A 25,491-nucleotide genomic window follows, 5' to 3' on the forward strand; every position below is an offset into this window, starting at 1 on the left:
ACTATGTTTAAAAATATACAACAAAAATTGCTGCTCAATCATCCGTTACTTTGGAACAGCAAGGTTATAGTTTTCGCTACACTGGCGCTATTTTTTCATATCATATTTTTTCTTTTGGGATTTTCAAAAGGAGAAATCGATTTTACAGATTCTAATGATTATTATAGCTACGGAACTGACAGCTTCACTACAATATCCGTAAGCGTCTTGATAACCATACTTATGTTTATCATCTGGCTCGTCTATTATTCCCGCAACAATGCGTTCAAGTCTTTTTATCCTAAAAATAAATTATCGCTATTTAAGGAATGGCTCTTGATACTTTTGTTTTGTACCTTGAATGCAACATATGCTGTTTCGTTTTTTTATGCAAAAGACCTCAGAGCCAGAAATTATTATTCGGAAGAAGAAATCAGCAAACGTTTAGAAACCATAACACTTTCTTCGCTGTTTGTTGAAGGTGCCTTTGAAGAAAGTAACTTTACAATAGAAGAAATAAATGGCAAAAGCGTTCGTATAGAGAGAGATTCTTTTAAATATGTCAATAGAAATTATTCTCTAAAATCGCTTCTGAATAAGCAGATGAGGAGCTTTAATTACTTTACAGGCCTAAAAGATTCATTGATAGAACTCAAAGCCAAACGATGGCTTGTAGAAAACAAAAAAGATTCCGTACAATGGCTGTTCGGAGAGTTTTTCAAATTATCGAAAGAACATAACCTTACTTCAAATATTACTCCTGAAAAATGGACCGAATTGATTTATGATTATCCTGAATTTACAAAGTATATTACTGTAGGGAGAGCACATACCGAAAACGATCCGATTTACAATTATTATGATGGTGTAGACAACAACTATGATTATGCTGTAGAAACTGTGGATTCTCCTGAAAATGCGGCTATTGATACCTTATCAAAGACTATAAAAATTGTTAACGGACAAGAATTTGTATATTCAAAATATTATGTCCCGTATAATGCATTGGCAAAATCTTATGGCAAGATTTCAAATGCTTATGAAAATCCTGATGTTGATTTTGACTTTATCTTGAGCTTCATTTATCTTTCCATCGGCTTGTCCTTGGCTGTTTTTTCATTTAAGGTTACTTCTGGAAAAAATTGGCTGATTGCTTTTGTTTCGCTTGGGGTAGTCGGAATCATTACTGGTATATTTTCTGTAATCATAGGCGGTTCTGTTACTTTTCCTATCATTTGTATGTTAGTATTTTTATCGCTGCTGCTCCATTTTGTCATTATTCTAAAAATAAAAGAAAGCAAAGGAATATCCGGAATAACCTTAAATCAAATTTTATGGATCATGCCCGGATTTATACCCTTGTTGTATTTTCTTGTATTTGAGATTATCAAGGAAACAAGTGGGTACAATGATTATGTATACATATACAACTCAAAAGCGAAACAATTTCCACAAGTAGAATGGATGGAGCAACATTTTCATGACGCCATCACTTTAAATATTCTTTTTGTCTTTATCTTTTTACTTATAATCTCGATTCAGATAAAAAAGTGGAAAGGAATTGCAGAAGCTTAAACTATTTCGGAAATTTTGGAAGGGTCTTGATATACAAATTTTCAACTTTAGTCCTGGCCCAATCGGTCTTTCTTAAAAAGGTAAGACTTGACTTAATGCTCGGATTTTCAGTAAAGCATTTGATTTTTATCAATTCGCCTAAAGTATCGAATCCATAGAAAGCTACTAGCTGCTCCAGCATCTTCTGAAGCGTAATTCCGTGAAGCGGATTGTTTTGTTGTTTATTTTCCATACTGCAAAAATAAGCAATTGGAAAATTAGTTTAATTTTATATGAAAAATGATGAAAAAATTCTGCCTTATAGCAATCCTGACAATTATGCAACAGCTTGCAGCTCAAAATAAAGAAACTACTGTCTTTTTGATCAGGCATGCTGAAAAGGCAGACAATTCGAGCAATCCTGAACTTTCTCAAGCCGGAATAGAACGAGCCCTAAATTGGGCGAAATACTTTGAAAAAACACCTATCGACGTTTTTTATACGACTATGTATCGAAGAACACAGCAAACATGTTCTGCTATTGCCACAACAAAACAAAAAGATATTATTTTTTATAAACCCGAAGCAATGGATTTAAAAAAGATAATTTCAGAAAACGAAGGCAAGACAATTGTAATAGTGGGGCACAGCAATACAATTCCAAACTATATCAACAAGCTCCTAGGAGAACAAAAATATTCCGATATACCTGAATCAGATTTTGGAAATCTTTATGTCATTAAAGCCAATAACACTAAAATAACTTCAGAATTGATATTTCCTTTAAATTAATCCGAATGCTACAATTTGACTTCTCTCCTTTTCCAGTTTTAGAAACCGAAAACCTTATATTAAGAAAAATCCGTCTAGAAGATGCGGCTGAGGTTTTAGATATACGATCTAATCCAGAAACAATGAAATACATCCCTAGACCTTTAGCAAAAACTATTGAGGATGCCGAAAAATTTATAAACGAAACCAATCAGGCAATTGGCAATAAAGAGCTCATAAATTGGGCAATTGCTTTGAAAGAAGACGATAAGCTTATCGGAATGATTGGTTTTTTCAGAATGCAACCTGAAAACTTCAGAGGTGAAGTCGGCTATATATTACACCCAAATTCACATGGAAAAGGAATTATGAAAGAAGCGCTTATAGAAGCAATAAAGTACGGTTTTGAAAAAATGAAATTACATTCTATTGAAGCAGTAATTGATCCAAGAAATATAGGTTCTGAAAAATTATTGCAGAAAACCGGCTTTTTAAAAGAAGCGCACTTTCGAGAAAACTTTTATTATGATGGAGAATTCCAAGATACTGTAATTTATTCTCTTTTGGAAAAATAAGAATCCTCTTTAGTAACTTCTTGGATTATTTTACATAACAATTTCTTAAGCTTAATTGTGGTTTCCTCCAAATGTTGCTACATTTGCATTCCTATGTTGAAAACAATTAATATACTGAACAAAAGAGCCCGTTTCGATTATGAAATAATTGAAAAATATACGGCGGGAATCGTCTTGACCGGAACAGAAATCAAATCTATCCGCTTGGGAAAGGCTAATATTACCGAAAGCTTCTGTGAGTTTAACAATGATGAGCTTTTTGCTATAAATATGTATATCGAAGAATATGCGTTCGGTAACCAGTTTAATCATAAAGCGCGAAGCGAAAGAAAATTACTTCTCAATAAAAGAGAACTGAAAACACTCGCAAAAAACGTACAAGCAAAAGGATTGACCATAGTGCCTTTAAAACTGTTTACAAACGAAAAAGGGATGGCAAAACTCGATATTGGACTAGCACGAGGAAAAAAAACCTATGATAAAAGAGAATCTCTCAAAGAACAAGATACCAAAAGAGATTTGGACAGAATAAAAAAATCATTTCGATAAATGATTTTTTTTATTTAAGAATAAATGACTAAATTTGTCAAGACAAAATAATTCAAAATAAAAACACTTCTTAAAAATGCACGAGAAACAAAGAACCTGAAAGTCCGGGAAGTATCACAGCAAACAGGAATTGATCAGGCTCTTATAAGCAAATTTGAAACAGGAACCAGAAAACCCACGCGAGATCAGATCCTCAAACTAGCCAATGTTTTAGAAATTGATTTAGAAACACTAATGGTCGCCTGGCTGAAAGAAAAAATCCTTTATGAGATTGGAAATGATGAATTTGCCTTAAAAGCCATGAAAGTTGCAGAAGAAGAGATTCGTTATCAGGTAAAGTCAACACAAAAGATTTCAAGCTCGCTTCAAAAGATTCTTGCAGAAATAGATGCCTTAAAATCAAAATTAGATACTTTCCGAGAATTTGACAGTTATAGAATTACACAGGCTCTAGAACTTGAATACACTTTTGAGAGCAATAGAATCGAAGGAAACACACTAACCTTAAGAGAAACAGACCTCGTTATAAACGAAGGATTAACCGTTTCAGGAAAAAGCATGCGCGAACATCTTGAAGCCATCAACCATCAAGAAGCTATTGCCTACATAAAACAATTGATGGAAAAAAATGCCCTTTTAAACGAAAGGGAAATTTTAAGTATTCACAACCTAATCTTGAGAGGAATACATCCAGAAGATGCAGGGCGCTATAGAAAAGTTCAAGTGATGATAAAAGGCAGCACGCATATGCCGCCACAACCTTATATGGTAGCAAAACAGATGGAAGACTATTTCATCTGGTATGAAACCAATAAAAATGCGCTTCATCCGGTTATTTTAGCAGGAGAAATGCATGAACGGCTCGTTACCATTCATCCTTTTATAGATAGAAACGGAAGAACTTCTCGTTTAGTTATGAATCTAATCTTGCTTTCGCATGGTTACATAATTGCCAATATCAAAGGAGATTATGATAGCAGAATGCAATATTACCAAGCTCTTGAAAAGGCGCAGACAACTTCTAACAAAGAAGATTTTCTCCTTTTTATTGCCCAAATCGAAAAAGAAAGCCTAGAACGATACTTGAGTATTATTGGGCAATAGCTATCAATTTTTATTTTCTAACAGAGGCACGAATCGGAATTCTCCGAATTCGTGCTTTTCAAATTGAGTTTCGTTTTTACGGATTAGCATGGTCATAATTTGATGCTCTTCACCCAAAGGAATGACAAGTTTCCCTCCTATTTTTAATTGTGCCATAAGTGGCTTTGGAATAATCGGAGCGCCAGCCGTTACTATGATACTGTCAAACGGTGCATAATTCGGAAGTCCTTTATAGCCGTCTCCAAAAGACAAATGCTTTGGACGGATGCCTAATTTCGGCAATAACAATGAAGTCGTCTTGAACAATTCATTTTGTCTTTCTACACTATATACTTTAGCACCCATAGTGCATAAAACCGCTGTCTGATAGCCAGAACCAGTTCCGATCTCTAAAATTTTATGATCTTTCTGCACTTCTAGTAATTGTGACTGAAAAGCAACCGTATACGGCTGTGAAATCGTCTGCCCGGCACCAATGGGAAAAGCTTTGTCTTGATACGCATAATCTTCAAAACTCGAATTCAAAAACAAATGTCTTGGAATTTTTTTAATCGCTTCCAGAACGTTTTTATCTGTAATGCCTTTCTGCTGCAGAACAGTTACTAATTGATTTCGAAGTCCTTGATGTTTGGCTGTATCTTTCAAAATTTGGAGGAATTATTTTTGGTAAAAATAAGAAAGTAAAATCTATTTTAATAGCCTTCTTCATGAATGTTTTCCGAACAAAAACTGTATTGAAATTAGCAATCAAAGAAATAGATTACCGCTTAAATGGTTTATAAACCGTTCGTCATTTTTCTAAATATTTTACTTCGAAACACTATTACTTTTGAAGTATCAATCACTAAAAAATAAAAAAAATGGACACTAAAACAAAAAGTACAGTAAAAATTTTGGGAGCATTAGTATTTGGTTTTGCAGTCGGATTTACCGTTGTAAAGTACTTTATACTAAACTAAACTTCAATCATCAATCATCAAAAACGAACTTTAACCAACAGAAACCAATCATGAAAACAACCACCTTAAAAAAAATCGCCATCCTGACAATCGGATTTGCCTTTTCAACAAATTCTTTTGGTCAAAACAAACCAGCTAAAGCTCCTTCTGTTCCTGTAACGGAGGATTATTTCGGAATTAAAATTGAAGACAAATATCGTAATCTGGAAGACCTAAAAAATGAGCAGACACTTTCTTGGATGAAAAGCCAAGCTAATTATACGAATTCTATCCTGAATTCTATTCCAGGGAAACAAAAAATCATTGATGAACTGGCTTCGATTGATAATCGTACAACCGAAAGTATTTCGACTTTGCAGATTATGGACGATGGAACGTATTTCTACCTCAAAACAACTCCAAAAGATCAAGTTGCAAAGCTTTATAAAAGAAATGGTCTAAAAGGAAAAGAAACTCTGATTTTTGACCCAGAAAGCTATCAAAAGAACGGTAAAGATGTTTTTAATGTCAGCACTTTTTCTCCTAACAAAAGCGGAAAATTAATCGCCATAAATATCTCCAAAAATGGAGGCGAAATGAGCGAGATGATCCTTATGAATACAGCCGATAACACAATCTTATCGGACAAAATTGACAAATTAAGATTCGGAGGCGCTAACTGGCTGAAAGACGACAAATCGTTTCTTTATATTCAATCGCCTACAGATGATATCCATGATATGAAGGCGCAAATGGACGTAAGAACAAAAGTTCATAGTATAGGGACAGATGTTTCAAAAGACAAACTTGTTTTCTCAAAAGCCATGTATCCTGAATTGAATATTGCAGAAGAAGAAATTCCTTTTGTAGGCTACGATGTTGATAGCGATCTGCTTTTCTTTTCGCCTTATTCGGTAGATACGAATCAAAAAGTATTTCTAGCACAAGGCGCTGATCTAAACAAGCCAAAAATAAGCTGGAAATTATTGACCGACAGGAAAGACGAGGTCAAAGGTTTTGCTTTCAGCGACAAAGATATTTACATGTATACGACTTTAAATGCACCAAAATTTAAGGTTGTAAAAACAAGTATCGCTAATCCGAATTTGGCTACTGCTACGCTTGTAATTCCTGAAAATAACGATTCGAACCTAAACTCTATGGTGCTTTCTAAAGATGGCATCTTTTACACCAGAACCCGAAACGGAATTGAAAGCAAGCTTTATTTTACTGATTTTGAAGGTAAAAAACATAGAGAAATTACAACACCAAAAAAATCTGCATCAATATTTGTAAGCACCAGAGGAAATAAATTTTCTGATGTCTGGGTAACAACGACGGGATGGACAAACAAAGGAGAAAGATATAGATATGATTTAAAGGCGAATACTTTCAAAAGAGAACAGCTTTCTACGATCATCGAATATCCTGAATTTGAAAACTTTGAAGTTGAAGAGCTTATGGTAAAATCTCATGATGGTGTTGAAGTTCCTTTGTCTATCATCTACAAAAAAGGTATCAAAAAAGACAAAAAAAATCCAGTTTTATTTTACGGTTATGGAGCGTATGGAATGTCAATCACACCTTCCTTCAATCCAGAATTGCTTTTATGGGTAGAACGCGGTGGTATCTTGGCAGTGGCTCATGTTAGAGGTGGTGGTGAATTAGGCGAAAAATGGCATTTGGCCGGGCAAAAAACGACCAAACAAAATACATGGAAAGACGTTATTGCCTGCACAGAATACATGATTAATGAAGGCTATACTAATCCAACAAAAACAGCCATCTACAGCAGAAGCGCGGGAGGAATTTTCGTTGGAAGAGCAATAACAGAAAGACCAGACTTATATGCAGTTGCTATTCCTGGTGTTGGAAGCATGAACACGGTTCGAGGAGAAAATACGCCAAACGGACCAGCCAACATGCCAGAATTTGGAACCATGAAAGTTAAAGAAGAAGCAAAAGCACTTATCGAAATGGACTCTTATCTGCAATTAAAAGACGGCGTGAAATATCCAGCAACATTAACAACAGCAGGATTTAATGATCCGAGAATCATCGTGTGGTCACCTGCAAAATTCGCGGCCCGATTATTAGAAGCTAATGCTTCAGACAAACCTACCTTATTGAAAGTAGATTATGAGGCAGGACACTTTGGAGGTGCTTCCAAGTTAAAATCATACGAAGAAATCGCCGATGTATTGAGCTTTGCATTCTGGCAAGTCGGACATCCGGATTTCCAACCAACAAAATAATTTTTAATCTAGTACCTTTGGCGGAGCAACGCTTTGCCAAAGGTATATAATACCTAAAAAAGATGATTTCAATACTATTATACTTAGCGGGTGCGGCACTAGAATGCTTAATGTAACGAACTAATTGATGAAACTAATAAAAAGCGGCAAATACAACCTATTAAACTTTTTAGGCTGGCAATTATATATTTTCAGCACGTTGACTATTAATAAGATTTCTTATCGGGATTTTTCATTTATGAATAAATTCAAGCCTAAAGAATTAAATCTTATATACTACACGTTTCTCGAAGGCTTTATATGTGCAATGTTAGGATTTGTATTATCCTATATCATACTAGTATTTCTAGAAACTAGATTGAATTTGTCTAATCTAAAAAAAAGAGATTGGTGGAATTTATTCCTAGTTTTTGCGCTAGCACAGACCATTTATCACATAGCATTATGGCCATTATTAGACATACCTGCCACCTATTATTTCGGATCAAACAACAACGGCCTCATGACATTGTTTATGAAATTGACAAATGTTCCTCCGTTCACCGTTGCCTTTTTAGTATGGCTATCTATCATACTGGCAATCAAAGTGTACGAATATATAAATGAGGTGAAATTCACAAAAATAGAATTAGAATCATCCCTAAAAGAATCACAGTTGAATTCCCTAAAAGGACAAATTAATCCGCATTTTATGTTTAACAGCTTAAACAATATTCGCGGCTTGATTCTTGAAAACCCTATAAAATCTAGGGAAATGATTACCCGGTTATCTGAAATGCTTCGATATTCCCTGACCAAAAACGACATCAATACGATTGCATTAGAAGAAGAAATCGAAATGGTAGAAAATTTCATCGAGATTTCTAGAATACAACTCGAAGACCGCCTAAAGTTTACTTCTAAAATCGATCCCGGATTACTAAAATTAGAAATTCCGCCCATGATCATACAAATGCTGGTCGAAAACGCAGTAAAACACGGAATATCAAAATTAAAAGAGGGCGGAGAAATTGTATTAGATATCAAACACGAAAACAAGACGCTAGCAATTATAGTAGCCAACACAGGCACACTAACCATCGAAAAAGAATCCACCCAATTAGGCATAAAAAATATTGAAAAAAGACTGCAGTTGATTTATGGAGAAAACGCTAATTTTAAATTACAGGAAATAGAAAATCAAGTCGTTGCAGAAATCAAGATTCCAATTTTTTAAACATGAAAAAGATAAAAGCCGTCATAGTAGAAGATTCCCGTTTAGCCAGAAATGAGCTAAAAGAGTTGATTAAAAACCATCCCGAAATTGAAATTATCGGAGAAGCAGAAAACGTTGATTCAGGCTTCCAGCTTATAAATAACGTGCAGCCCGATCTGCTTTTTTTAGACATCAACATGCCCGAAAAAGATGGCTTCGAACTGTTAGAAATGCTCGACAGAGTTCCCATCACCGTATTCACGACTGCTTTTGACGAATATGCGATCAAATCCTTTGAATACAACGCTTTAGACTATCTCTTAAAACCAATCAATCCAAAAAGATTTGCTCGAGCTATCGAAAAAGTAAGCGCCAATCTTATCGAAAAAGAAGAAAAGAACAGCAAGAAGCTTACGCTAAACAACCAGATTTTTTTGAGAGACGGAGAAAAATGTTGGCTCGTAAAAATAGCAGATATCTATTTGTTTGAAGTTGATGGAAATTATACCAAAATCTTTTTCCAAGACGAAAAAGCAATAATCAGCAAGTCCCTTAAACCAGATCGAAGAAAAACTGCCAGAAGATTACTTCTTCCGTGCCAACAGAAACCAAATCATCAACATGGAATATATCGGTAAAATCGACCCTTGGTTTAGCGGCAATCTGCTCGTGCACATGCCCAAAGAAACAAAAGTGGAAATCTCTAGGAGACAAACCAATAACTTCAAAGAGAAAATGAGCTTGTAATTTACATTAAACTACTTCAAATATTTTATGCGTTTGTAGCTACTTAAACTTTAATCTTTAAACAATTAATGTTATTTTTGTGGAAAATACATTTATATGCTAAAAGTTGGAGTATTAGGTGCTGGCCATCTAGGAAAAATTCATTTGCGTTTATTACAACAATCTGAAAAATACGAATTAGTAGGCTTTTATGACCCCAATCAAGAAAATGCCGAAAAAGTAGCCAAAGAATTTGGCTATACAAAATTCGATACTATTGCAAAACTCATCCATGCTGTAGATGTTGTCGACATTGTAACTCCTACCCTTTCCCATTATAAATGTGCCAAGGTCGCGATAAAATCAGGCAAGCACGTTTTTCTTGAAAAGCCTATTTCCAATACGGTTGAAGAAGCCGAAGAAATCATCGCTTTAGCCAAAGAATTTAACGTAAAAGGCCAAGTCGGGCACGTAGAAAGATTCAATCCCGCGTTTAAAGCAACAAAGGAAATGATCGAAAATCCGATGTTTATCGAGACGCATCGTCTAGCGGAATTTAATCCTCGCGGTACCGATGTTCCCGTTGTTTTAGACTTGATGATCCATGATATCGATGCTATCTTGAGCGTCGTGAAATCAAAAGTCAAAAACATAAATGCTAGCGGCGTTTCCGTAATTTCTGATACTCCAGATATTGCCAATGCCCGAATCGAGTTCGAGAACGGCTGTGTTGCTAACTTAACTTCGAGCCGTATTTCCCTGAAAAATATGCGCAAATCGCGCTTCTTCCAAAAAGACGCCTACATCTCTGTAGATTTTCTTGAAAAGAAATGCGAAGTCGTAAAGATGAAAGACGCGCCAGAAATTCCAGGCGATTTCGATATGATCCTACAAAATGCCGAAGGCGTAAAAAAACAAATCTATTTTGACAATCCTGATGTAGAAGGAAACAATGCTATTCTCGACGAATTAGAAACTTTTGCCGACGCGATCAACAACAACACGACGCCAATTGTTACTTTGGAAGACGGAACTGAAGCCTTGAGAGTTGCCTATCAAATCATCGACTGCTTCAAAAAATAATATCCAACTAAATTTCAAACCTTTACATAAAAATGAAAAACATAGCCGTAATCGGAGCCGGAACCATGGGTAACGGAATCGCTCACACTTTTGCACAAAGCGGATTTACAGTAAAATTGATAGATGTTTCTGAAAAATCTTTAGACAAAGGAATGGCCACAATCGCCGGAAATTTGGACCGAATGGTTGCGAAAGGAACCATTACTGAAGACGATAAGATGAAAACCATCGGCAATATCATTACCTATACGGATATCAAAGACGGTGTCGTTGGAGTAGATTTAGTGGTTGAAGCCGCTACTGAAAACGTAGAATTGAAACTGAATATTTTCAAGCAATTAAATGATGCTTGCTCACATAATACCATTTTAGCAACAAACACGTCTTCGATTTCTATTACGCAAATCGGTGCAGTAGTTTCACACCCAAAAAGAGTTATCGGAATGCACTTCATGAATCCTGTGCCGATTATGAAACTGGTTGAAATTATCCGTGGCTACAATACTTCGGATGAGGTAACTAAAACCATTATGGATTTGTCTATGAAACTAGGAAAGGTTCCAGTTGAAGTTAACGACTACCCAGGTTTTGTGGCTAACCGAATCTTGATGCCGATGATTAATGAATCTATCGAAACTCTATACAACGGTGTTGCCGGCGTTTATGAAATCGACACCGTGATGAAATTGGGAATGGCGCATCCAATGGGTCCTTTGCAATTAGCCGATTTTATTGGTCTTGACGTTTGTCTTGCTATCTTAAACGTAATGTATGACGGTTTCAAGAATCCAAAATATGCTCCATGTCCGTTATTAGTAAATATGGTTCGCGCTGGAAAATTAGGAGTAAAATCAGGAGAAGGTTTCTATGACTATTCAGAAAGTAAGAAAGCTGAAAAAGTAGCAAAGCAATTTATATAATAGTATAAGGTTTGAAAGTCTTAAAGTCAAAAGTGTGATGCTTTCGACTTTAAGACTTTAAGACTTTCGACTTTAAGACTTTTTGACTCAATATGGCAAAAATTATTCCTTTTAAAGCAGTTCGGCCAACACGCGACAAAGTGAGTCTGGTGACGTCACGTTCTTACGATGAATATTCCCCAGCTGAACTGGCCTCGCAATTGGATTTTAATCCGTTTTCGTTTCTCCATGTCCTGAATCCGGCTTATGTAAACCAGCAGAAAATCGGACTTGAAAAAAGGTTCAAGCTTGTTGCCCAAAAATACAATGATTTTAAGGAAGAAGTTGTCCTGATCAAAGAAGAAAAGCCAGTCTTTTTCATTTATGAAATCGAAACAAAAACACAGACTTTCACAGGAATAATTGCCGGAACCAGTATTGAAGATTACCAAAATAATGTCATCAAAAAACATGAAGATACGCTACAATATCGCGTAGAATTATTCAAAGATTATCTTCACAGGACGGGCTTTAATACAGAACCCGTCTTGATTACGTATCCTGATAATTCCGAATTAACCAATTGGATTGCAGAAAAAAAGCAAAGCGATTCGCTCTATGAGTTTTCAACAACAAAAAGAGAAAAGCACATTCTCTGGAAAATAGACAACCCAGACGAAATAGTTTGGCTACAGCAAAAATTTCAAGAAATTGGCGACTTGTATATCGCCGACGGGCATCACCGCTCGGCTTCTGCCGAATTATTATACGAAGAAGATAAAGCTTCTGGTAACGAAAACCTGAATTATTTCATGAGTTTTCTGATAGCCGAAAGCAATGTAAAAATATACGAATACAATCGAATCATACGTGACTTAAACGGACATTCAAAAGAAGAATTTCTTTCCAAATTATCCAACGACTTCTGGATTAAAAATAAAGAACAGGAATTGTGGAAACCGACCAAAAAGTTTGAATTCGGAATGTATCTTGATGGAGAGTTTTATTCCTTGACTTTAAAAGACGAACACAGCTTTACCTCTATTTTGGAAAGTCTCGATGCGCAAATTTTATATGAAAAGGTACTTAACCCAATATTGGGTATTGAAGATCTTAGAAACGACGAACGAATCGATTATATCCCTGGAAAACAATCTATTGTTACCATAAAAGAAGTCATTGATGAAGGTGAATTTGAATTAGGCTTTATGCTTTTCCCGACAGATATTTCAGAAATAAAGGAATTGGCGGATAACAATTTGATCATGCCTCCGAAAAGTACGTATATCGATCCGAAGTTTCGAAGCGGATTGGTGGTTTATGAAATATAAAGATTAAAAAAATGTCAATAAAAAAGAACCTTCTCGAAATAAAATCTTCGCTTCCTGAAAATGTAACGCTCGTTGCTGTTTCAAAAACAAAACCAGTTTCCGACCTCATGGAAGCCTACGAAGCAGGACAGCGTATTTTTGGAGAAAACAAGATCCAAGAAATGGCCGAAAAGTTTGAACAGATGCCAAAAGACATTGAATGGCACATGATTGGCCACGTTCAAACGAACAAAGTCAAATTTATGGCATCATTTGTGAGGTTAGTGCATGGCGTTGACAGCTTAAAATTATTAGAGGAAATCAATAAGCAGGCTCTAAAAAACAATAGAGTTATTGATTGCCTATTGCAGATTCATATTGCCGAAGAAGAAACAAAATTCGGATTAAACGAAACAGAACTAAATGATTTGCTGCAATCGGAAGTTTTTAAAAAGTTACAAAATATAAAAATTACAGGATTGATGGGCATGGCAACATTCACAGACAATCAAGAACAAATCAAGAAAGAATTTCTGCATTTGAAATCGATTTTTAATAGCCTGGCTCCAACTCAAAAATCAGAAAACTGCAATCTAAAAATACTTTCCATGGGAATGTCTGGCGATTATCAGCTGGCAATCGACTGCGGAAGCACGATGGTTCGGATTGGAAGTAGTATCTTTGGAACACGCTAATTTAAATGGCTTGCACGATTGTGAGCTGTCATAATAAACTTAAATCAGAATTTGTACGCAATATTAGACATAGAAACAACTGGAGGCCAGTATAATGAAGAAGGAATTACCGAAATTGCTATCTATAAATTTGACGGACACGAAATTGTAGACCAATTCATCAGCCTTGTCAATCCTGAAAAAACAATTCAGCCTTTTGTAGTGAAATTGACAGGTATTAACAATGCCATGCTTCACAGCGCTCCAAAGTTTTATGAGGTTGCCAAACGAATTATAGAAATAACAGAAGACTGTGTGATTGTAGCCCACAATGCACAATTTGACTACCGAATTCTTCGCACAGAATTTTCACGCCTTGGCTATGATTTTCAGCGTAAAAATCTATGTACGGTAGAATTATCCAAAAAACTAATTCCTGAACAGCCTTCCTACAGCTTAGGAAAATTAGTGCGTGCGCTCGGGATTCCTATGGCCGACAGACATCGTGCTTCTGGCGATGCTTTAGCAACCGTAAAGCTTTTCAAAATGCTATTGGCTAAAGATCTTGAAAAAGAAATCGTCAAAAGCTTTATCAAAACAGAAGTCGAAAAAGGACTGGCGCCCAAACTTCTAGATATAGTATCAGGACTTCCTTCTACAACAGGAATTTATTATGTCCATAAAGAAAATGGCGACCTGATTTATATCGGGAAAAGCAGAAATATCAAAAAACGCGTCAACCAGCATTTTACGAACGGCTCCACAAAATCAAAAAAAATACAACTTGAGGTTTTTGACGTCACTTACGAAGAAACCGGAAGCGAATTGATTGCACTTTTAAAAGAAGCCGAAGAAATTAAAGTCAATAAACCAAAATACAATCGATCGCTAAAAAAAACCATTTTTCCATGGTCGTTGTATCTTGAAAAAGGCACAGAAGGCTATCTCTCTTTAAAAATGCAAAAGACCGATGCCCGAAAGAAAGAGCTGGCTTCGTTTGCGAGCCATGCCGAAGCACAGAGCGCTTTATTTAAGATTACAGATAACTATAGACTCTGCCAAAAGATTAACAGCCTTGAGGCCGTAAAGACACATTGCTTTCCTTTCGAGCTTAATCAATGCAACGGTGCCTGTATCGGAAAAGAATCTCCTGAAGAATACAACCGTCGTGTTGAAGATTTTTTCGAAAATAACGAATACCAGAATCAGAATATGATTATCATCGATCGAGGAAGAAATATCCAAGAAAGAAGCGCGGTATTGATTGAAAATGGTACTTTCAAGGGTTATGCTTTCTTCGATTTGAATTATCAGGTGAATAATATCGAAATTTTGAAAAACATCATCATCCCGATGGACAGCAATCGCGATTCTAAAAATATAATTTTAAGCTATCTCCGAAAAAAGAAAGTCTTTAAAACACTATCTTTTTAAGACTTTTAGTAAATTTGATATAATCCGATAAAAACCTGATTTGGAAATCACTAGAATAGAAAGAATTAGAAAAAAACTTCATGAAATTATTTATGAGGCCGACACTCCTTTTGGAAAACTCTTCGATGTTATTCTGCTTCTGCTTATTATAGTAAGTATTATTTCTGTAATGCTTGAAAGCGTGGCTTCGATACGATTTTTATACGGAACCGAACTCGCAATCATTGAGTGGATTATTACGGGTTTCTTCACCTTGGAATACATCGGAAGGATAATTGCAGTCAAGCGTCCGCTCAAATATATCTTCAGTTTCTATGGAATCATAGATCTTTTGGCGACCTTGCCTGCCTATATTGACCTGCTTTTCCCTGGATGGCATTTCTTAGTCTCACTTAGAGCAGTAAGGCTATTACGGGTCTTCCGAATCCTAAAGCTTGCCCATTTTGTTGGCGCATCCAACCAATTAGTTGTTGCCCTAAAGAAAAGCCGTCTGAAAATTGCCGTTTTTCTGTTCAGCGTAATCGTATTGTGTATCATCTTAGGAACGATTATGTATATGATCGAAGGTCCTGAACATGGATTTACAAGCATTCCAATGAGTATTTACTGGACAATCGTTACACTAACGACTGTTGGTTTTGGCGATATAACTCCTGCAACACCTTTTGGCCAATTTGTTTCGATGATTATTATGATTTTGGGTTACGGAATTATTGCCGTTCCTACAGGATTGGTTACCGCAGAATTTATGTCCAAGGACAGAAAAGTACACGAAAACACTCAGGTCTGCCCTAACTGCAGCGCCGACCACCATAGGGACGATGCAAAATTTTGCTATCATTGCGGACATACTTTATGAAATATCTAATTACCATCATCGGACCCACAGCAATCGGCAAAACGGCTTTGAGCATCAAGCTGGCAAAACAATTCAATTGCGAAATCATTTCGTGCGATTCACGGCAGTTTTTCAGAGAAATGACAATTGGTACCGCCGTTCCTTCAAAAGAAGAACTAGACTCAGCTCCGCATCATTTCATACAGAATAAATCGATTTTTGAAAACTATACGGTAGGCGATTTTGAACGAGAGGCCATTGACAAGCTAGACAAGCTATATAAAACCAACGACTATGCAATTTTGGTCGGCGGATCTGGCTTATATGTGGATGCTATACTGAAAGGTTTTGACAGTTTCCCTGAAATTGACCCAACTGTCCGAGAAGAAATTATTTCGAGCTATGAAAAACTAGGGATCGGTTATCTACAACAAGAACTGGAAAGACTTGACAAAGCCTATTTCGATACGATTTCGAATGAAAATCCGCAGACATTGCAAAATCCACAAAGGATGATGCGTTTTGTCGAAGTCTGCATCGGAACTGGAAAACCGTATTCTTCTTTTTTGAATCGTAAAAAAAATAACAGAAATTTCACTCCAATCATCATCGGACTGGAAGCAGAAAGGCACGAAATGTACGAGCGCATCAACCTTCGCGTAGACTTGATGATACAGGCTGGTTTGGTACAAGAAGCCAAAAAACTCTACCCGAACAAAAACTTGAATGCCTTACAGACAGTAGGCTATAGGGAACTATTCAGTTATTTTAACGGAGATTTTAATCTTGATTTTGCTATCGAAGAAATCAAAAAAAATACTCGCAGATTTGCAAAACGCCAGATGACGTGGTTCAAAAGAACAGAAAACGCAAAATGGTTTGATTACAAAACAGATTTTGAAGATATCTTAAACTATATAAAGAATTCTATTTCTTGATAATAATACCCAATTAAAATGCCAATAGCTTCGAATTTCACTTCTATTTTCAGCAAAGACTGGGAACTCAATTTTACGCAATGCACTCCAAACGGTTATTTAAAATATACTGACTTGTGCAACATATTGCAATTGACAGCTGGCGATCATGCTGAAATTGGAGGCATCAGTTTTACTGACATGCAGGAATTTCATCAAGCTTGGGTATTGAGCCGAATGAAGCTTGAAATCGAGTCGCTGCCTAAATGGAAAGATGTCGTAACCGTAAAAACCTGGATCATTTCTTTAGAAAACTCCCGCTCGGTGAGAGCCTTAGAAATGTATGTTGGTGGAAAGAAAATCATAGGGTGCGAAACGTATTGGGCTGTTTTCAATACAAAGTTACGCAGGCCTGAACCTTTGGCGCTTCCGCACGAGCATTTCGAAAAATACGCTACAAAATTTTCAACAGAAGAAAGAGTAAAAAAGATAGACCTTCCAAAGGAGATGAAAAATGCCAGCGAAAGAAAAGTAGTTCTTTCTGATTTGGATATCGTCAATCATGTCAATAATGTAAAATATCTAGAATGGTGCTTGGATTTGGTCAATTTTAAATCCATATTGAAGCAGGACTTAAAAAGTTTCGACATGAACTTCATGAAGGAGCTGGTTCTTGGTGATGAGGTTTCAATCGAAGAGACCTCATTAGACAATAAATCTATTTATTCAATAGCAAAAGAAGGCAAAACTTGCTTTGCTTTAGAATTAAACTGGAAATAAAAAGTCAAAAAAAAAGCTCCAATTTCTTGAAGCTTTCTCTCTTATTCTGAAACTTTATTTTTGACTACAAGTCTAAAACCTTCACCGTGAATGTTTAAAATTTCAACATCTTCGTCAGATTTTAAGTATTTTCTTAGTTTGGCGATATAAACATCCATACTTCTTGAAGTAAAATAGTTGTCATCTCTCCAGATTTTTGTAAGCGCCAATTCTCTTGGCATTAAGTCGTTTTCATGAACAGCAAGCATTTTAAGCAATTCATTCTCTTTTGGGGAAAGTTTGATTGGCTCTTCATCTTTGAATGTCAAGAAACGTAGTTTTGAATTCAGGTGGAAGTTTCCAATCTGGAACTCAAATTTAGTATTATCTGTTTTGCTGTCAGACGCTTTTCTTTGGATAATCGCCTTGATTTTCATCAACAATACTTCTGAATCAAAAGGCTTATTCAAATAATCATCAGCTCCAACTTTGTATCCTTTCAATACATCTTCTTTCATTGACTTTGCTGTCAAGAAGATTAACGGAATATCTTTATTTTTTTCTCTGATTTCTTTAGCCAAAGTATATCCGTCTTTGTAAGGCATCATTACGTCAAGAATGCACAAATCGAAAGTATCTTTTTTAAATTTCTCGAAACCTTCCATCCCGTTCTTAGCCAAGGTAACCTCGAAATCATTCAGATTCAAATAGTCTTTCAAAATAGAACCGAAGTTTGGATCGTCTTCGACTAGGAGGATTTTCTTGTTTACATTTTCCATAGCTTAATTAATTAGTGGTAATTTTATAATGAAGGTACTGCCCTTCCCTTTTTCGCTTTCAACAAATATTTGACCGTTGTGGTCGTCTATAATTCTTTTTACGTAGGCCAATCCTAAACCGTGGCCTTTTACGTTGTGCAAATCTCCAGTATGTTCTCTATAGAACTTCTCGAAGATTCTTTTTTGCGCCACCTTGCTCATCCCCTGTCCTTGGTCTTTTACTTTGATTAGGATAAAATCTTTGACATTTTCGGTATAAACATCAATAATCGGGGCTTCTGGCGAATATTTTATTGCGTTGTCTAAAATGTTGACGATTACGTTTGTAAAGTGAACATCGTTGACCAATGTTGTTGTTCTTGTCGCATTAAAATGCGTATTTATGATTCCTTGCCTGTCTTCAATGATCAGATTCACGTGTTCTACAGCATCTTCCACTATGGTCTGGACATCAATTGGGTCCTTGTTAATTTCAAGTTCTTTCTTTTCTAGCTTAGAAATTCTAAGAACGTTTTCGACTTGGGCGTGCATTCGTTTATTTTCGTCTCGAATCATCTGCAGATAGCGGTGGACTTTTTCTTTGTCCTCAATTATCTTAGGATTCTTGATCGCATCCAAAGCCAAATTTATGGTTGCGATAGGCGTCTTAAATTCGTGCGTCATGTTGTTGATAAAATCGGTCTTGATTTCAGAAATCTGGCGCTGTTTTATCAATTGGTTCAAGGCGCTGGCATAAGCAATAATAATAATCAGGGTAAATGTTATCGACAAAATGGTAATGCCAACCAAATCTGTGAATAAGAATTTCTTTTTCTCCGGAAAGCTTACCAGCAATTGGTACTTGCTTTTCCCATCATTATCAGTCAGAATCGGCGTTTGAAAAGTTGAATTCTTATCAAATTTAAAATTGTCTGACCTTATTTTTGTCGCAAGGCCATCGCTGTAAATACCAAATTCGAAAGGTGTCTTTACTTCGTATTGCTTTAATTCTTGCTGCAACATCTTTTGCAGTTTTTCTTTGGAAACCCTGTCTTTCAAAGGTTTTGTTTCAGCAATATCTTTATAAAACATATCAAATTGTGCTCTTTCAAGCATTTCGATATTTCCAGATTTTTCTATTGTTATATCGGGAGTCGTATTTTTTTGGATTCCTGAATTGTCAATCGGTTTGCCTGAATATATTTCAGTCCGACGCTTAGAAATATAACTTTGGGCTTTTACTGAATCTTTTTTCTTATCAAAGAACGTCAGATTAATATTATAATCTTCTGCAATAATGTTGTTTGAATAAATAATGGTCTCGTTGGTAACCTTATTTTTCTGTACAAGAACAAAATCTAGCAATTGGCTTGGATTTGGGTCTTTTCCAATGCTATCTCTTAATATATTATACTGATTAACAATAGTATATGTTTCCTGCTGCTTTAATTTCTCTGAAACATTTCCTATTACTTGTTGTACATGATATTTAAATTGCTCTTCGTTATTCTTGAAAGATGTATTAATCAAATATAACTGAACCAAAATAATTCCTATCAAAGATAGGCTCATCAACACAACCAGTAAGCGAAACAATGTCTTATTCATCGAAACAAAATTAACATTTTAACATTTAATCAATAAATACATTAACCAAACATTAACATCTAATTCATAAATTATTGATTTCTTAATACGGAAATTATGTTTTCTGCAGATTCTTTAGCTTTCGCCAAATCGATGTTTTCAATTACAAAATCGCTAAGGGCTTTTTTCTTTTCATCGTCCCATTGATGTGCCATTCGCTGTTCGACAGCTTCTCTTGAAACGCCATCTCTTTTCATAACTCTCTTGATTCTAGTCTCTTTTGGAGCTGTGACTAAAATAATCTTGTCGCAATCTTTATAGCTTCCGCTTTCAAAAAGTATTGCGGCTTCTTTTACGACTAAAGGAAGATTTTCGTACTGTTTTACCCAGTTTTGGAAATGCAGAAAGACTTCGGGATGAATGATGTTGTTGTATTTTCTAAGTTTTTCGGGGTCTTGAAAAACCAATGCTGCGATCTTTTTTTTATCTATTTTTTCTTTATCTAGTATATCTTCTCCAAATAAGGCAACAACTTTGGCAATTACTGCATCGGTCTCGAGTATTTTTTTCGCCTCGATATCAGCAATATAAACTGGAACTCCCAGCGATTCTATATGCTGGGCGATGGAGCTTTTTCCACTCCCGATTCCTCCAGTCAAGCCAATAATTTTTGTCATAATCTTTTAATTTTTAAAGAACAGTTCCGGAAATACATCCTGCGGTTTTTTCTTAAGCAAGATGATGTTCCAGAAAGATTTCAGGAAGCCTATTCCGTAACCGTAAAATTGTGTAGCTACGGCAAAAAGTGAAAAGAATCCAATTTTCAAGCTTTTACTTTCAAATGTCGAAACAACCAGTATGGCTATAAAATAAAGGGCATATAGTATCAAGAAGATCGATATCCCGAAAAGCAAGAAGAGAAGTGAAACAACAAATCCTAGAAAAAAAAGCGTTGGGAAGAAAAAAGTGAGCTTGTTGTATTCAGGATACCAGCTATTTAAGATTGGCCTGGCTTTTCCGAATTTATTAACCTGCTTGTAAAATTTTGACCAATCGATTCTTCTTTTGTGATAGACATAAGCGTTCGGGAATAGTCTCGTCTCAAAGCCCATTTTCCAAAGTCGGATAGAAAGGTCAGGGTCTTCACCGGGATGGATATTTCCAAAACCTTGGCTGGCTTCAAAGGCTATTTTGGACAATCCCATATTGAAACTTCTAGGCTGAAACTTTCCTATTTTCTCTGAACCGCCACGAATTCCTCCTGTTGTCAAAAAAGACGTCATGGAAAAATTTATGGCTTTTTGTATATCAGAAAAACTGTCTAATGCCTTATCAGGACCGCCAAAACAATCTACATAATCAATTTCAAGGGCTTTCTGTACTTCGGATAAATATTCAGGCGGAAGGATACAATCAGAGTCTAATATCAAAAAATAATCTCCTTTTGCGTTCTTCATTCCGAAATTCCTTGAATCGCCCGGCCCGGAATTTTCTTTAAAGTAATACGAAATATTCAGCTTGTCTTGATAGTTATCTGTAATCTCTTTACAAGGCACGGTCGATCCGTCTTCAATTACCACAACTTCAAAATCTTGATCGTATTCTTGCAGAGTCAGGCTCTGCAAAAGTTCGTCAATTTCGTCTGGACGATTGTAAACAGGAATTATAAAAGAAAATTTCATAACGGTTTTTAAACTGTAACAAAGATAACTTTTATAAACAAAAAAACCATCCTTGATTGAGGATGGCTCTTTTGTTATTTTAGCATGATCTACTTCTTGACGATTTTTACATTTTTTACCACCTCGCCTATTTTGGCTCTCAAAATATAAGTCCCTTTAGATAGCGATGAAAAATCTACTTCGCCTTCCATCGCATTGAATGTTGTATAAAAAACCTTCTGTCCTAAAAAGTTATAAATTTCTACCGACTCAATATTCTCTGAAGATGTAAGGTTCAACGTATTTTCTACAGGATTCGGGAAGTATTTAAAAGCGATAGATTCGAAATCTTCTCTCTGTAAATTGATGCCGCCTGTAACCGCCAGCTTGGTACTGCTTTCACAGCCATTTATGGTTTGAGAAGCATAATAAGTGACACCGCTGACAATCAATGTAGACAGCGGAAGAATGTTTCCGCCAATCTCAGCATCATACCAGATGATATCCGTTCCGTTAACTACAAAATCCGCCAAGGTCTGCCCAGTCACGAAATCTTGGATTGCAGTGCCCGTCGGCGCCAACACAGTTCCTGTACAAATTATTTGCCCATGTGAAAAATAGCCTGTAAAATCAGCAGCCATAATCGGAGAATAGGTTGTCAAGCTTCCAGACGATGGTATTGAAACTGGTGAGAAAACAGCATATTCGCCAGTAGCCGTAGCAGATTTCAACATTTTGCTGTTCGAAGCAATGCTTGCATCGGTAATCCTCACATTTGCATTTAAAAAATTGCTATTTCCTGAAACAACCGATGCTTCCCAACGATTGTTAGAAAGTACCGAAACATTTGCAGGAAAAGTTCCTGAATTAGTGGCAAATGCTTCGCCTTTTATTTGCAATGCACCATTTGAAGTTGATGGATCCACATAAAATGGCAAGTAGCTATTATTTTTTCCGACAGGGTATAGCGTCGCACCTGAATATGTTCCTAATGAAGTTCTATTAGAAGCAAATGTTCTTACTAACGGACCATTGATAAAAGCTGTTTCAGAACCTCCTGCAATATCTCCAGCCGCTGTAGCTGTTCCGACGGTAAGCAGATTTGTATTTGAAGTATTTAGCTTTCCTTCATTCAAGCTTAAGGTACCGCTTAAAGACAAAGGCGAATTTAGAGTTACTCCAGATGCATTTCCGTTAGTCGCTACGACATTTGAAAAATTCGCTGTCGGAGCTGCTGCCAGGTTTCTAATCGTTCCGTTGTTCGTGATTTGCTGCGGATTAAGGCTCGGGTTGAAAGATACCGTAGAATCATTAATAAATCGTGTATTTACAAAGAAGAATCCAGTCGTAGAAGTAAGTATCCCTCCAGGATTGATTACAGCATTACCGTTCAAATAGATTGTAGGAATACGGCATTCGGCACCATCATTAATCGTCAGGTTGCCGTACACAGGAAATTGATACGTACTCGTCAAATGGCGGTTTACTCCTGCAGGGCCTTCAACAATTACGTTTCCTAAAGGCAATCCTGTGACTGTAGCCCAGCCATTCACCCTAAAACCATTCGTTGCGTTACCACCAGCCTGTGTTGAGACTCCATTTCCAAATCGAATAGTATGTCCGGCCGTAACGTTTACAGAACCTTCAAAAGTACCGTCGACCCTTAAGACATCGTTGGCTGTTGTTGAGGCATGAGGATCCACAATCGTTAACGTTCCTCCTGTCCAATTTAAGCTTTCGGAATCTTCTGGGATAATATTGATGATTCGCGTACCATTCGGAACACTTGTCGCTATCGTACCTGAATTTCCATCAACGTTGATGTTGCCTCCGCTTTGCGAAAATACAGAACCGTATGATGTGGCAATGTTTCCATTGACATTCACAGTTCCAGCCGTTACATTGAAAACGCCCAGAATATTTAAAGAATTATTATTATCTGTACAGCCAACGACCAAATCTCCTCCAGAAACAGATAGAGTCCCCCCTAACGACACGGTAAGGTTTTTACATACATTCCCAGCAGAATTTACAGTTATGGTGTGTCCTGAAGCAATACTGACAGCTTCTGTACAGTTCGGAACGTTTCCTTTGCTCCAGATCGAAGCATTGTTCCAGTTTCCGCTAGCAATAGAGAAATTGGGAGTATCGGCAAAAGAAACTCCTAAATACAAAGGTGCTTGGGTTAGTTGAGCAAGCGTAAGTCCTGTACGCTGTCCGACAGGTAGGCTTGTACCGTTTAGATGTGTGCCTTCCAATGCTGAAGCAACTCTTACAATTCTACTGTTTCCATTTGAAGCTAGATAAGCATTTTGTCCGATGAGCGCAATGTTGTAGGTTGCCGAAACAGGAACGGTTCCCAGAGTTGAGAACGTCCAATTTCCATCATATCTTGAATCAAGAGTATAGCCTGCATCTGAGATTGACGAAGCAGAAGTTGCCGGAGCATCTACATAACGGCAAGCAATTTGTCCGCCCACAGTAGGCGTTACGCGCTGAACATAGGCTGCCCTATTAATTCCTGAATTACTAATAAAAGGATATCGGCCTAAAGCAGCCGTCGGCTGGGTTCCGGCAGTCAATGCTGTCCCTGTAGCCGTATTCGCCCACCATCTAGAAAAGGTTCCAGATACAAATCCGCCAGAAGTATAAACGAGTGCTCCGATACCATTGTTCCCTGTTCCTTGAGTCACACCTGTGCCAAGAATCAGCGTGTTAGTTCCTAAAGCGACTTTTCCTTTGGTGAAAGTAAGATTGCCTCCAACCCTGATATCGTTAAAATTCCAAGTAATAACACCTGATGATGAATTGTTGAAGGTAAGATTTCGGATGACATTATTTGTAAATGTTCCTGTTCCTCCTACCGTCTGCGGAATGATACCGTCGAACGTCAAGATATTTGTAAGTACTGTTCCTTTTGAAAGGTCAATATTTCCATTATTTGTAAAATTCCTTGAAACTACAAGGCTTTTGCCTACCGTACCGGCAAAGGCATCTAGATTTCCTCCAGTATTCACCAGCAAGTTCCCTTTTACGGCAAACGTTACCGCTGCCGCCGCATAATTTAGAGTACCGTTAACCGTAAGATCATTTATCGCTAAATTATTCGCGTTCAGCGTTACCGTAGTACCTGTAGCAATAATCGCATTGTCTGCACTAGTCGGAACCGCGTTTGCATCCCACGTAGCCGGAACGTTCCAGTTTCCTGAAGCTATAGATGTAAAATTGCCAGGCGGATTCGAGATCATCGAAACTTGATCGATAGCAGCCGGCGGATTTACGACATCAAGGATATCGGATTTCCAGCTAAATACCAGCTTATAAGATGTGCCAGGCACAATGGCTAGAGTAATAGTGGCTGTATTCCAATTGGTCGAACTCAGCTTATATAAAGTACCTACTTGATACGTTGGCGGTATCGGAACTCCTGCGACAGGATTGTAAGAAGCTGGAACCAAAAAGGCTTTCATATTGTCCCAATCATTAGCTCCCGTCCCTTCGCCTCCGGCCTTCCATCGGAAAGAAAGCGCAATTTTAGGTTCGTTAGCAGGAATGGTTATTTCTTTATATAAGTGAATGACTGAACTGGTCTGTGAATACTGCCAGGTAGCTCCACCTGTAGCGGAAACAAAAGCGCAGTTAGTTCCGGCACCTGCCATGGGAACGTTTCCAATATTCCAGCTGTCGGTCGAAGCATTGATGGCGGTCCATCCGTTAGAAGCGAAGGTATTTCCATTTTCAAATCCGCCGTCAGAATTTGGGTTAATCAATACGGTCTGGGAAAAGGAGTTTATGGAAATGAAGAACAATACAATTTTTAGAAAGCCTAAGGTCTTTGTTCTTTGATAGATGGAATCAAAGTAGTGTTTTTCCATGTGTTACTTATTTGGGGATAATACTTTACGAAAGTATAAAAAAAGCCACC

Annotated in this window: 22 protein-coding genes and 1 pseudogene; 16 read left to right on the forward strand and 7 right to left on the reverse strand. The window is 36.9% G+C overall.

The window, feature by feature from the left end:
* The first annotated feature begins 3 nt into the window (after positions 1-3).
* Positions 4-1,554, forward strand: a complete 1,551-nt coding sequence (locus tag GGR22_RS11190) for a hypothetical protein (RefSeq protein ID WP_182493735.1) — start codon at positions 4-6, stop codon at positions 1,552-1,554.
* A gap of 1 nt (position 1,555) precedes the next feature.
* Here the strand turns inward: GGR22_RS11190 and GGR22_RS11195 are convergent, their stop codons facing one another.
* Positions 1,556-1,786: a VF530 family protein gene (locus GGR22_RS11195; RefSeq protein WP_182493736.1), complete on the reverse strand. Its 231-nt coding sequence runs from the start codon at positions 1,784-1,786 to the stop codon at positions 1,556-1,558.
* A gap of 47 nt (positions 1,787-1,833) precedes the next feature.
* Here GGR22_RS11195 and GGR22_RS11200 point away from each other — a divergent pair, with 47 nt between their 5' ends.
* The 4 genes from GGR22_RS11200 (at position 1,834) to GGR22_RS11215 (ending at position 4,532) form a co-directional block, all read left to right on the forward strand.
* Positions 1,834-2,325 carry a phosphoglycerate mutase family protein gene (locus GGR22_RS11200; protein ID WP_182493737.1) on the forward strand — a complete coding sequence of 164 codons (492 nt, stop codon included), beginning with the start codon at positions 1,834-1,836 and terminating at the stop codon, positions 2,323-2,325.
* Positions 2,326-2,330: 5 nt separating this feature from the next.
* A complete protein-coding gene (locus GGR22_RS11205; RefSeq protein WP_182493738.1) occupies positions 2,331-2,879 on the forward strand; it encodes a GNAT family N-acetyltransferase in 549 nt (182 codons plus the stop codon).
* Between the two features lie 93 nt (positions 2,880-2,972).
* Complete coding sequence (smpB, locus tag GGR22_RS11210) at positions 2,973-3,428, forward strand: SsrA-binding protein SmpB (RefSeq protein ID WP_182493739.1); 456 nt, start codon at positions 2,973-2,975, stop codon at positions 3,426-3,428.
* Between the two features lie 57 nt (positions 3,429-3,485).
* Positions 3,486-4,532: a Fic family protein gene (locus tag GGR22_RS11215; RefSeq protein ID WP_182494018.1), complete on the forward strand. Its 1,047-nt coding sequence runs from the start codon at positions 3,486-3,488 to the stop codon at positions 4,530-4,532.
* Between the two features lie 3 nt (positions 4,533-4,535).
* Here the strand turns inward: GGR22_RS11215 and GGR22_RS11220 are convergent, their stop codons facing one another.
* On the reverse strand, positions 4,536-5,177 hold the full coding sequence (locus tag GGR22_RS11220) for a protein-L-isoaspartate(D-aspartate) O-methyltransferase (protein ID WP_182493740.1): 642 nt from the start codon (positions 5,175-5,177) through the stop codon (positions 4,536-4,538).
* Between the two features lie 364 nt (positions 5,178-5,541).
* Between GGR22_RS11220 and GGR22_RS11225 the strand changes: the two genes are divergently transcribed.
* The 11 genes and pseudogenes from GGR22_RS11225 to GGR22_RS11275 all read left to right on the forward strand — a co-directional run bounded on the left by GGR22_RS11225 (position 5,542) and on the right by GGR22_RS11275 (position 17,581).
* The gene (locus tag GGR22_RS11225; protein WP_182493741.1) at positions 5,542-7,725 is read left to right on the forward strand and encodes a prolyl oligopeptidase family serine peptidase; all 2,184 of its coding nucleotides are present in this window, start codon (positions 5,542-5,544) and stop codon (positions 7,723-7,725) included.
* A 127-nt stretch (positions 7,726-7,852) separates the two neighbouring features.
* Positions 7,853-8,941, forward strand: a complete 1,089-nt coding sequence (locus GGR22_RS11230) for a sensor histidine kinase (protein WP_182493742.1) — start codon at positions 7,853-7,855, stop codon at positions 8,939-8,941.
* A 2-nt stretch (positions 8,942-8,943) separates the two neighbouring features.
* Positions 8,944-9,667 (forward strand): annotated as a pseudogene (locus tag GGR22_RS11235) (LytR/AlgR family response regulator transcription factor).
* A 96-nt stretch (positions 9,668-9,763) separates the two neighbouring features.
* Positions 9,764-10,729: a Gfo/Idh/MocA family protein gene (locus GGR22_RS11240; protein WP_182493743.1), complete on the forward strand. Its 966-nt coding sequence runs from the start codon at positions 9,764-9,766 to the stop codon at positions 10,727-10,729.
* Between the two features lie 32 nt (positions 10,730-10,761).
* Entirely contained in the window at positions 10,762-11,649 is an 888-nt protein-coding gene (locus GGR22_RS11245; protein WP_182493744.1) for a 3-hydroxybutyryl-CoA dehydrogenase, read from the forward strand.
* A gap of 92 nt (positions 11,650-11,741) precedes the next feature.
* Positions 11,742-12,959 (forward strand): DUF1015 domain-containing protein, encoded by a 1,218-nt coding sequence (locus GGR22_RS11250; RefSeq protein WP_182493745.1) that lies wholly within the window; start codon positions 11,742-11,744, stop codon positions 12,957-12,959.
* An 11-nt stretch (positions 12,960-12,970) separates the two neighbouring features.
* A complete protein-coding gene (locus tag GGR22_RS11255; protein ID WP_182493746.1) occupies positions 12,971-13,633 on the forward strand; it encodes a YggS family pyridoxal phosphate-dependent enzyme in 663 nt (220 codons plus the stop codon).
* A gap of 51 nt (positions 13,634-13,684) precedes the next feature.
* Positions 13,685-15,046 (forward strand): exonuclease domain-containing protein, encoded by a 1,362-nt coding sequence (locus tag GGR22_RS11260; RefSeq protein WP_182493747.1) that lies wholly within the window; start codon positions 13,685-13,687, stop codon positions 15,044-15,046.
* Positions 15,047-15,086: 40 nt separating this feature from the next.
* Entirely contained in the window at positions 15,087-15,905 is an 819-nt protein-coding gene (locus tag GGR22_RS11265) for an ion transporter (RefSeq protein WP_220477653.1), read from the forward strand.
* The gene (gene miaA, locus GGR22_RS11270) at positions 15,902-16,822 is read left to right on the forward strand and encodes a tRNA (adenosine(37)-N6)-dimethylallyltransferase MiaA (protein ID WP_182493748.1); all 921 of its coding nucleotides are present in this window, start codon (positions 15,902-15,904) and stop codon (positions 16,820-16,822) included. Before GGR22_RS11265 ends, miaA begins: the two co-directional genes overlap by 4 nt.
* An 18-nt stretch (positions 16,823-16,840) precedes the next feature.
* Positions 16,841-17,581, forward strand: a complete 741-nt coding sequence (locus GGR22_RS11275) for an acyl-[acyl-carrier-protein] thioesterase (protein ID WP_182493749.1) — start codon at positions 16,841-16,843, stop codon at positions 17,579-17,581.
* 41 nt (positions 17,582-17,622) lie between these two features.
* Here the strand turns inward: GGR22_RS11275 and GGR22_RS11280 are convergent, their stop codons facing one another.
* The 5 genes from GGR22_RS11280 to GGR22_RS11300 form a co-directional block, all read right to left on the reverse strand.
* Entirely contained in the window at positions 17,623-18,339 is a 717-nt protein-coding gene (locus GGR22_RS11280) for a response regulator transcription factor (RefSeq protein ID WP_121376539.1), read from the reverse strand.
* Between the two features lie 3 nt (positions 18,340-18,342).
* Complete coding sequence (locus GGR22_RS11285; RefSeq protein ID WP_182493750.1) at positions 18,343-19,926, reverse strand: sensor histidine kinase; 1,584 nt, start codon at positions 19,924-19,926, stop codon at positions 18,343-18,345.
* A 71-nt stretch (positions 19,927-19,997) separates the two neighbouring features.
* Positions 19,998-20,582: a dephospho-CoA kinase gene (gene coaE / locus GGR22_RS11290; RefSeq protein WP_121376541.1), complete on the reverse strand. Its 585-nt coding sequence runs from the start codon at positions 20,580-20,582 to the stop codon at positions 19,998-20,000.
* A 6-nt stretch (positions 20,583-20,588) separates the two neighbouring features.
* Positions 20,589-21,587 (reverse strand): glycosyltransferase, encoded by a 999-nt coding sequence (locus GGR22_RS11295; protein ID WP_182493751.1) that lies wholly within the window; start codon positions 21,585-21,587, stop codon positions 20,589-20,591.
* A gap of 89 nt (positions 21,588-21,676) precedes the next feature.
* Positions 21,677-25,441: a T9SS type A sorting domain-containing protein gene (locus tag GGR22_RS11300; protein WP_182493752.1), complete on the reverse strand. Its 3,765-nt coding sequence runs from the start codon at positions 25,439-25,441 to the stop codon at positions 21,677-21,679.
* Positions 25,442-25,491 lie beyond the last annotated feature (50 nt).

This window comes from Flavobacterium gossypii (assembly GCF_014138495.1).
Lineage (GTDB): Bacteria > Bacteroidota > Bacteroidia > Flavobacteriales > Flavobacteriaceae > Flavobacterium > Flavobacterium endophyticum.

Coding starts and splice junctions, on each gene's coding strand:
- GGR22_RS11300 (WP_182493752.1), bottom strand. CDS start 25,441: ATGGAAAAACACTACTTTGATTCCATCTATCAAAGAACAAAGACCTTA.
- GGR22_RS11230 (WP_182493742.1), top strand. CDS start 7,853: ATGAAACTAATAAAAAGCGGCAAATACAACCTATTAAACTTTTTAGGC.
- GGR22_RS11275 (WP_182493749.1), top strand. CDS start 16,841: ATGCCAATAGCTTCGAATTTCACTTCTATTTTCAGCAAAGACTGGGAA.
- GGR22_RS11285 (WP_182493750.1), bottom strand. CDS start 19,926: ATGAATAAGACATTGTTTCGCTTACTGGTTGTGTTGATGAGCCTATCT.
- GGR22_RS11280 (WP_121376539.1), bottom strand. CDS start 18,339: ATGGAAAATGTAAACAAGAAAATCCTCCTAGTCGAAGACGATCCAAAC.
- GGR22_RS11205 (WP_182493738.1), top strand. CDS start 2,331: ATGCTACAATTTGACTTCTCTCCTTTTCCAGTTTTAGAAACCGAAAAC.
- GGR22_RS11195 (WP_182493736.1), bottom strand. CDS start 1,786: ATGGAAAATAAACAACAAAACAATCCGCTTCACGGAATTACGCTTCAG.
- GGR22_RS11295 (WP_182493751.1), bottom strand. CDS start 21,587: ATGAAATTTTCTTTTATAATTCCTGTTTACAATCGTCCAGACGAAATT.
- coaE (WP_121376541.1), bottom strand. CDS start 20,582: ATGACAAAAATTATTGGCTTGACTGGAGGAATCGGGAGTGGAAAAAGC.
- GGR22_RS11255 (WP_182493746.1), top strand. CDS start 12,971: ATGTCAATAAAAAAGAACCTTCTCGAAATAAAATCTTCGCTTCCTGAA.
- GGR22_RS11200 (WP_182493737.1), top strand. CDS start 1,834: ATGATGAAAAAATTCTGCCTTATAGCAATCCTGACAATTATGCAACAG.
- smpB (WP_182493739.1), top strand. CDS start 2,973: ATGTTGAAAACAATTAATATACTGAACAAAAGAGCCCGTTTCGATTAT.
- GGR22_RS11190 (WP_182493735.1), top strand. CDS start 4: ATGTTTAAAAATATACAACAAAAATTGCTGCTCAATCATCCGTTACTT.
- GGR22_RS11245 (WP_182493744.1), top strand. CDS start 10,762: ATGAAAAACATAGCCGTAATCGGAGCCGGAACCATGGGTAACGGAATC.
- miaA (WP_182493748.1), top strand. CDS start 15,902: ATGAAATATCTAATTACCATCATCGGACCCACAGCAATCGGCAAAACG.
- GGR22_RS11240 (WP_182493743.1), top strand. CDS start 9,764: ATGCTAAAAGTTGGAGTATTAGGTGCTGGCCATCTAGGAAAAATTCAT.
- GGR22_RS11250 (WP_182493745.1), top strand. CDS start 11,742: ATGGCAAAAATTATTCCTTTTAAAGCAGTTCGGCCAACACGCGACAAA.
- GGR22_RS11225 (WP_182493741.1), top strand. CDS start 5,542: ATGAAAACAACCACCTTAAAAAAAATCGCCATCCTGACAATCGGATTT.